This window comes from Cellulomonas pasadenensis, assembly GCF_047229365.1.
Taxonomy (GTDB): domain Bacteria; phylum Actinomycetota; class Actinomycetes; order Actinomycetales; family Cellulomonadaceae; genus Cellulomonas.
Genome location: NZ_JBFTEP010000015.1, coordinates 36,012 through 43,467, shown reverse-complemented (window position 1 = coordinate 43,467; position 7,456 = coordinate 36,012). Strand labels below are relative to the sequence as shown.

General features: G+C 75.6%; 6 protein-coding genes. 3 read left to right on the top strand and 3 right to left on the bottom strand.

What is annotated here, in order from left to right; translation table 11 throughout:
• Positions 1-179: 179 nt before the first annotated feature.
• Entirely contained in the window at positions 180-887 is a 708-nt protein-coding gene (locus AB6N23_RS04005) for an NADPH-dependent F420 reductase (protein WP_412864806.1), read from the bottom strand.
• Positions 884-1,927 (bottom strand): LLM class flavin-dependent oxidoreductase, encoded by a 1,044-nt coding sequence (locus AB6N23_RS04000; protein WP_412864805.1) that lies wholly within the window; start codon positions 1,925-1,927, stop codon positions 884-886. The genes AB6N23_RS04005 and AB6N23_RS04000 overlap by 4 nt, the downstream gene beginning before the upstream one ends.
• 240 nt (positions 1,928-2,167) lie before the next feature.
• On the opposite strand from AB6N23_RS04000, the gene AB6N23_RS03995 reads away from it, so the two are divergent.
• Positions 2,168-2,635, top strand: coding sequence for a hypothetical protein (locus AB6N23_RS03995; RefSeq protein WP_412864804.1), 468 nt, complete (start codon positions 2,168-2,170; stop codon positions 2,633-2,635).
• A gap of 112 nt (positions 2,636-2,747) precedes the next feature.
• Positions 2,748-4,217, top strand: a complete 1,470-nt coding sequence (locus AB6N23_RS03990) for an SPFH domain-containing protein (protein WP_378198915.1) — start codon at positions 2,748-2,750, stop codon at positions 4,215-4,217.
• Between the two features lie 95 nt (positions 4,218-4,312).
• Here AB6N23_RS03990 and AB6N23_RS03985 read toward each other — a convergent pair whose 3' ends face one another.
• On the bottom strand, positions 4,313-4,750 hold the full coding sequence (locus AB6N23_RS03985) for a nitroreductase family deazaflavin-dependent oxidoreductase (RefSeq protein WP_412864803.1): 438 nt from the start codon (positions 4,748-4,750) through the stop codon (positions 4,313-4,315).
• A 126-nt stretch (positions 4,751-4,876) separates the two neighbouring features.
• Between AB6N23_RS03985 and AB6N23_RS03980 the strand changes: the two genes are divergently transcribed.
• Complete coding sequence (locus tag AB6N23_RS03980; protein WP_412864802.1) at positions 4,877-7,270, top strand: glycoside hydrolase family 31 protein; 2,394 nt, start codon at positions 4,877-4,879, stop codon at positions 7,268-7,270.
• Positions 7,271-7,456: the final 186 nt, after the last annotated feature.

Genomic DNA, 7,456 nt, shown 5'->3' with positions numbered 1-7,456 from the left:
GGCTCGCCGAGGCGCGCCGCCCCGCCACGCGGGCCGCCCGCGTCGAGCGGGTCGTCCGCGCCGCCGCCGAGGGCCGTCCGGCGCACTGAGCCGTCCACGCACCGGGCCGTCCACGCACCGAGCCGTCCACGCACCGGGCCGTCCACGCACCGGGCCGTCCACGCGCCGAGCCGACGCCGTCACGCCGACGCGCGCCCGCCCTCCCCCGCCACCGCGTCGCTCCCGGCACGCGCCGCGGCGACGAGCCGGCCGCGCGGGCTGGTCGGGAACCGCTCGATCATCCGCTCCAGCTCCTCCCGCCCCACGTTCGCACCGAACGCCTCGCTGCCGGGCTCGAGCGCGACACCCGCGGCCAGGTCGCCGGCGACGACGGGGTCGAAGCCGAGCTCGTCGACGAGGGCGGCGGCCCGCGCGACGTCCGCGGGGGCGCCGGCGACCGCGATCGCCCGGCGGTCGGACGCGCCGGCGGGCCGGGCCCCGGACTCGAGGTCGTGGTAGCCCATGTGGTTGAAGGCCTTCACGACGCGTGCGCCGGGCAGGGACGCCTGCACGATCTCGCTCGACGACGTCCGGGGGTCGGTGAGGTCCTCGCGCGGGCCGTCGACCTCCCACCAGTGGTTCATGGCGTCGAGGACGAGCCGGCCGGCGAGCTCGCGCGCGGGCAGCTCGCGGTAGCGGCCCAGCGGCACGGCGAGGACGACCACGTCGGCGTCGGCGGCCTGCGCGGCCGTCACCGCCTGGGCCCCCGGCACGAGCACCTCGACGACCAGCCGGATGCGCTCGGGGTCGCCCGAGCCGGCGACGAGGACGCGGTGGCCGGCCGCGACCGCGAGGCGCGCCAGCACGGTCCCGACCTTGCCGGCGCCGATGATCCCGACCGTCGTCACGCGGCCTCCCCCAGCATCTCCTTGACCATGGGCACGACCTGCGACCCGTAGAGCTCCACGGCGCGCAGCCGCGCGGACGCGGGCAGCGGGCCGGCCGTGTAGATCATGTCGAACCGGCGCACGCCGAGCGTGCGGACGGCGCCGGCGATCTTGCGCGCCACCGTCTCGGGCGAGCCGACGTAGAGGGACCCGTGCTGGATCTCGGCGACGAAGTCGGACCGGCGCAGCGGCGGCCAGCCGCGCTCGGCGCCGATGCGGTCGCGGTTCTCCTTGAAGTGCGGGAAGAGGATCTCCGCGGCGTCGTGGTCGGTGTCGGCGACGAAGCCGGGCGAGTGCATGCCGAGCGCGTGCGGCGTCGTGCCGAGCTGGTCGGCCGCGCGCCGGTACAGGTCGACGTACGGCGCGAAGCGCGCGGGGTCGCCGCCGATGATCGCGAGCATGACGGGCAGGCCGTACCGGGCGGCGCGGATGACCGACTGCGGCGTGCCGCCGACGCCGATCCACGTGGGGATGCTCCCCGACTCCGTCTTCGGGTAGACGTCGGCGTCGCGCAGCGGCGCGCGCACGGCGCCGGTCCACGTCACGGGCTGCTCGGTGCGCAGGCGCGTGAAGAGCTCGAGCTTCTCCTCGAACAGCACGTCGTAGTCGGCGAGGTCGTAGCCGAACAGCGGGAACGACTCGGTGAACGAGCCGCGGCCGAGGATGACCTCGGCGCGTCCCGGGGCGATCGCGTCGAGCGTCGCGAACCGCTGGTAGACGCGCACGGGGTCGTCGCTGCTGAGCACGGTGACGCCCGTGCCGACGCGCATGCGCTCGGTGCGGGCGGCGATCGCCGCGAGCACGACCTCGGGGGCGGAGATCGCGTAGTCGGCGCGGTGGTGCTCGCCGACCGTGAAGACGTCGACGCCGAGCCGGTCGGCGAGCACGGCCTCGTCGACCACCTGGCGGATCGCGGCGCCGTCGGTGAGGCGCACGCCGGCGTCGTCGGTGGGGATGTCCCCGAAGGTGTCGAGGCCCATCTCGAAGGGGGTGGTGGTCATGGCTGCCTGCTCGTCGCTCGGTGGGTCGCGCGGTGCGCGCGGGGCTGTCATCGCAGTTGAACTCTCAACTACCCGTGAGTGTTCCGCACCTGGACGACCACCGGCCCGCGAGGCCCGGGGACGCCGAACCGACCACAGCCTCCGTCACCCGAACGCCCTGCCCACAGGGGGTCCCGGCCGCCCGGGCGCGGGGCATGCTCCGGCATACTGGCCGCCACCACCACCGGAGGGACCCGTTACGTGACCGTCTTCCTCGTCATCGGTGCCGTCGGCCTCGTCGTGCTCCTCGCGTCGCTCGTGTTCGGCGACCTCCTCGAGTCGTTCGACATCGGCCAGGGCGGCGTCTCCGGCATCGCGGTCGGCGCCGGTGCCGTCGTGTTCGGCGCCAGCGGGGTCATCGCGCTGTCGTCCGAGCTCGACCTCGTGTGGGCGTACGTCCTCGCGGTCGGGCTCGCCGCGCTCGCCGTCGTGGTCGCGCAGCTGCTCATCCGCAACCTGTCCGCGACGGAGGACGCCCCGCCGCCGCCGCTGGAGGGCGCGTTCGGCGTGACCACCGCGACCACGGGCCCCGGCGGCGGTGAGGTCCGGCTCGAGGGCGTCCGCGACCTCGAGAGCCGCCTCGCCTGGGCCGACGACGAGATCGAGGCCGGCGCGCGCGTCGTCGTCGTCGCGGTCTCCGGCTCCCGGGTGCGCGTGACGCGCGCCTGAGCCCGCACCACCCGCCCCACCCCGGCCGCGCCGGCGCGACCGCCGCGGCCCGGCAGCACGGACGACCACCACACGGCACCCAGCGGAAGGAGCCCGGCCGGGCCGGGACACCATGTTCGAGTTCATCGAGGGCGGGACGACCGTCCTGGCCGTCGCCGCGCTGGTCATCGCGTTCGTCGCGGTCATCGCGCTCATCACCAAGCGCATCCGCCGGGTGCCGCCCAACGAGGCGCTCGTCATCGTCGGGCGCGGCGCCGGCAAGGCCGCCGCGGCGGACGCCGGGCAGCGCGTCGTCGTCGGCGGCCGCGTGTTCGTGTGGCCCGTCCTGCAGCAGGGCTTCCCGATCTCGCTCGAGCAGCGCCAGATCGGCATCACCGTCGAGGGCGTCGACCGCAACCGCATCAAGCTCGCCATCAAGGCGTCCATCAACTTCAAGGTCCGCGGTGACGAGGAGGGCGTGCGGCGCGCCGCGCAGCGCTTCCTCTCGCAGCAGGCGACGCTGAACGACGTCATCAAGGAGTCCCTCGAGGGCTCGCTGCGCGCGATCATCGGCGACATGACGATCGAGCAGATCATCAGCGACCGGAAGTCGCTGCAGGACGCGGTCGTCAGCTCCACCAAGTCCGACCTCGCCGAGCAGGGTCTGCAGGTCGACCTGCTCAACATCTCCGACATCTCGACGCCGGGCTCCGACTACCTCGCCAACCTCGGGCGCGCCGAGGCCGCCCGCGCGCGGCAGGTCGCCGAGGTCAAGGAGGCCGAGGCCCAGCAGGTCTCCGAGTTCGCGAAGATCCAGGCGATGGAGTCGATCGCCGAGCGCCAGCGCGACCTCGCGCTCAAGCAGGCCGGCATCAAGGCCGAGACCGACCGCGCCAACGCCGAGGCCAACGCCGCCGGCCAGCTCGCGCGCGCCGAGCAGGACCGCCTCGTCGCGACCCAGGAGCGCGAGGCACTCGCCGAGAAGGCGAAGGTCACCGAGGAGCAGCTCGACATCGACGTCCGCAAGCCGGCCGAGGCCGCCGCGTACGCCGCCGTCCAGCGCGCCAACGCCGAGCGCGACGCCGCCAACGCCGGCACCGAGGCCGAGGCCTTCCGGCGCATGCGCATCGCCGAGGCCAACAAGACCGCCACCGTGCAGGACGCCGAGGCCGCCGCCGAGGCGACCGTCCGCGCCGGTAACGCCGAGCGCGACCGCCAGCTCGCCGAGGCCAAGGCGCTCGAGGCGCTCGGTCTGGCGCGCGCCGCGGCCGCCCGAGCCGAGGGCCTGGCCGCCGCCGAGGCGACCCGCGCCCAGGCCGAGGCGCTGCGCGAGCAGGGCGAGGCCGTCCTGGCGCAGCAGGTCATCGCGCTGCTGCCGGAGATCGTCCGCGCCGCGGCCGAGCCGATCAGCGGCATCGACCAGCTCACGGTCGTCTCGACCGACGGCGCGTCGGCCGTCACGCGGACGGTCGGCCAGGTCCTCGGCGAGGGCCAGGAGGTCATCAAGTCCCTCACCGGGCTCGACCTCAACGACCTCGTGTCCAGCATCGCGGGGCGCGCGGTCGCGCGTCCCGCGGCCGGGCAGGTCGACGGGCACGCCTGACCGACCCCCGACAGCGCGACGCGCCCGGCCCCGCACGGGACCGGGCGCGTCGTGCGTCCGGGCGCGTCGTGCGTCCCGATGTGGCCGCCGCCGGGTCAGTCGACGGGCGTGAGCACGAAGACGGGGATCTCGCGGTCCGTCCGGCGCGTGTAGTCGTCGTAGGCCGGCCACGTCGCGACCGCACGCTCCCACCAGGCGGCCCGCTCGTCGCCCGTGACGATCCGCGCCTCGTAGTCCTTGCGCACGGCGCCGTCCTGCAGCTCGACGCGCGGGTGCGCCACGATGTTGTGGAACCACGTGGGGTGCTCGGGGGCGCCGCCCTTGGACGCGACGACCGCGTACTCGCCGTCGTGCTCGACGCGCATCAGCGGCGTCTTGCGGAGCTTGCCGCTCCGCGCGCCCACGGTCGTCAGGACGATGATCGGGCGTCCCTCCAGCGTCGCGGCCTCGGTGCCGCCGGAGGCCTCGTAGCGCTCGGCCTGGTCGCGGGCGAAGGTGCTGGGGCTCGGGGCGTACTCACCGGTGAGAGGCATGCCGGTGTCAACGCGCCCGCACGGACGCACCATTCCCCGTCCCGCACCGGCCGCGCCGCGCCCGGTGTGCGGGTGGCCGCGCGCGCCCGGTGTGCGGGTGCGCGGCCGCGCGCGAAGGATGGACGCATGCCGCTGCCGACGCTCCTCGCCCACCCGGTCGCCGACCCCGCCGCGGTCGTGCAGGGCGACCGCTACCGGATCACCGTCCTCACCGACGGCCTGCTGCGGCTCGAGCACTCCCCGGACGGCGTGTTCGAGGACCGCGCGTCGACGTTCGCGCTGCACCGCCGCCAGCCCGTGCCGGAGTTCCGCGTCGTCGACCGCGGCACGCACCTCGAGGTCGTCACGCGCCGCCTGCGCCTGACGTACGACAGGGGGCCGTTCACGACGAGCGGGCTGTCCGTCGCGGTGCTCGGCGCGGTGACGAGCTGGCACTCGGTGTGGCGGTACGGCCAGGACGACGACGGCCGCAACCTCGGCGGGACGGCCCGCACGCTCGACGAGGCGGACGGACCGGTGCCCCTCGAGCCGGGCGTGGCCGGCCGCAACGGGTACGCGGTCATCGACGACTCGTCGTCCCTGCTGCTCACCGCCGACGGCTGGGTCGCGCCGCGCGAGCCCGGCCGCACCGACCTGTACGTCTTCGCGTACGGGCACGACCACGCCGAGGCGGTCCGCGCCCTGTACGCGCTGTCGGGGCCGCAGCCGGTGCTGCCGCGGTGGGCGCTCGGCAACTGGTGGAGCCGCTACCACCGCTACACCGCCGACGAGTACCTCGACCTGCTGGCGCGGTTCCGTGCGGCCGGCCTGCCGTTCTCGGTGGCGGTGCTCGACATGGACTGGCACGTGACGGACGTCGACCCGTCGATCAGCAGCGGGTGGACGGGGTACACGTGGGACCGCGAGCTGTTCCCCGACCCGGCGGCGTTCCTCGCCGAGGTCCGCGCCCGCGGCCTGCGCGTGACGCTCAACGTGCACCCGGCGGACGGCGTCGGCCCGCACGAGGAGGCGTACGCGGCGATGTGCGCGGCCCTCGGCCTCGACGCGTCGACGCGCGACCCCGTCGCGTTCGACGTCACCGACGAGGCGTTCCTCACCGCGTACCTCCAGGTGCTGCACCACGGGCTCGAGGCCGAGGGCGTCGACTTCTGGTGGATCGACTGGCAGCAGGGGTCCCACTCGCGCGTCGCGGGCATCGACCCGTTGTGGATGCTCAACCACGTCCACTTCCTCGACAGCGGGCGCGACGGGCGGCGCCCGCTCACGTTCTCGCGGTACGCCGGCCCGGGCTCGCACCGGTACCCGGTCGGCTTCTCGGGGGACACGGTGGTGTCGTGGGCGTCGCTCGCGTTCCAGCCGGAGTTCACCGCGACCGCCGCGAACGTCGGCTACGGCTGGTGGAGCCACGACGTCGGCGGGCACATGTTCGGCGCGAAGGACGACGAGCTCGCGACCCGGTGGGTGCAGCTCGGCGTGTTCTCGCCGGTGCTGCGCCTGCACTCGTCGAACAACCCGTTCATGACGAAGGAGCCGTGGGCCTTCGCGCCCGAGCACGCGGCGGTGCAGACCGAGTACCTGCGGCTGCGCCACCGCCTCGTCCCGTACCTGCACACGATGAACCACCGCGCGGCCCGCGAGGGCGTCCCGCTCGTGACGCCGCTGTACCACCGGTGGCCGCGGCAGCCCGAGGCGTACGACGCGCCCGGTGCGTTCCTCTTCGGGTCGTCGCTGCTGGTCGCGCCCGTGACGTCGCCGCGGGACGGCGCGTCCGCGACGGCGGCGGTGCCCGCGTGGCTGCCCGACGGCGTGTGGGTCGACGTCCTGACGGGCCTCGTCTACGACGGCGGCCGCGAGCTCGTCCTGCACCGCGACCTGACGACCGTGCCGGTCCTCGCGCCGGCGGGGGCGCTCGTGCCGCTCGACGCCGCCGACGTGCCGGGCGACGACCCGGTGGAGCCGACGGCCCTCGAGGTGCTCGTCGTCGTCGGCGCGGACGGCGCGTTCACGCTCGTCGAGGACGACGGCACGGGCGACGGCCTCGACGACGCGCACGTCGCGCGCACACCCCTGGCGTGGGACCAGGCGGCGGGCACGCTGACGGTCGGGCAGGCGACCGGTGCCACCGCGTTCCTGCCGGCCGCGCGGACGTGGACGGCGACGTTCCTGTCCGTGGCCGACGGCGTCTCCCCGGCCGCCGTCGTCGAGGGGGCCGCCGTCGAGCCGGTCGTCGCGCGCACCGCCGAGGGGCACCTGCGCGTCACCGTCGCCGACGTGCCGGTCGGTGCGGTGCTCCGCGTCGGGCTCGGCGCCGCGCCGGCGCTGCGGCCGAACGACGTCCACGGGCGCCTGCACCGCGTGCTCGACGCCGCGCAGGCGGGCTACGAGCTCAAGCGCCGCGCGCTCGAGGTGCTCACGGCGGACCGCCCGCTGCACGTGCGCCTGTCCCACCTGGCCGCCCTGCCGCTCCCGCCGGCGCTTCGCGCCGCCCTGGAGGAGGTCGTCCTGGCGCGCGTCCCCTGACCTCGCGTCGCCTCCCCCGGCACCCCGGCGCGCGCGACCGGCACCTGCGCCCCCTCGCCGAGCGCGGCACGTGCCACCGAGTGCGGGCGGTGCACCACCCGCGCTCGGTGCGACGTACCGCGCTCGGCGGGGACGGCGGGCGCGGTGGCGGCGAGGTGAGGCGGGGCCCGGTGGTCGGTCCGGCGG

Excerpts from the sequence above, each read along its gene's own strand:
- AB6N23_RS04000 (WP_412864805.1), bottom strand. The coding sequence starts at position 1,927 with ATGACCACCACCCCCTTCGAGATGGGCCTCGACACCTTCGGGGACATC.
- AB6N23_RS03990 (WP_378198915.1), top strand. The coding sequence starts at position 2,748 with ATGTTCGAGTTCATCGAGGGCGGGACGACCGTCCTGGCCGTCGCCGCG.
- AB6N23_RS03985 (WP_412864803.1), bottom strand. The coding sequence starts at position 4,750 with ATGCCTCTCACCGGTGAGTACGCCCCGAGCCCCAGCACCTTCGCCCGC.
- AB6N23_RS03980 (WP_412864802.1), top strand. The coding sequence starts at position 4,877 with ATGCCGCTGCCGACGCTCCTCGCCCACCCGGTCGCCGACCCCGCCGCG.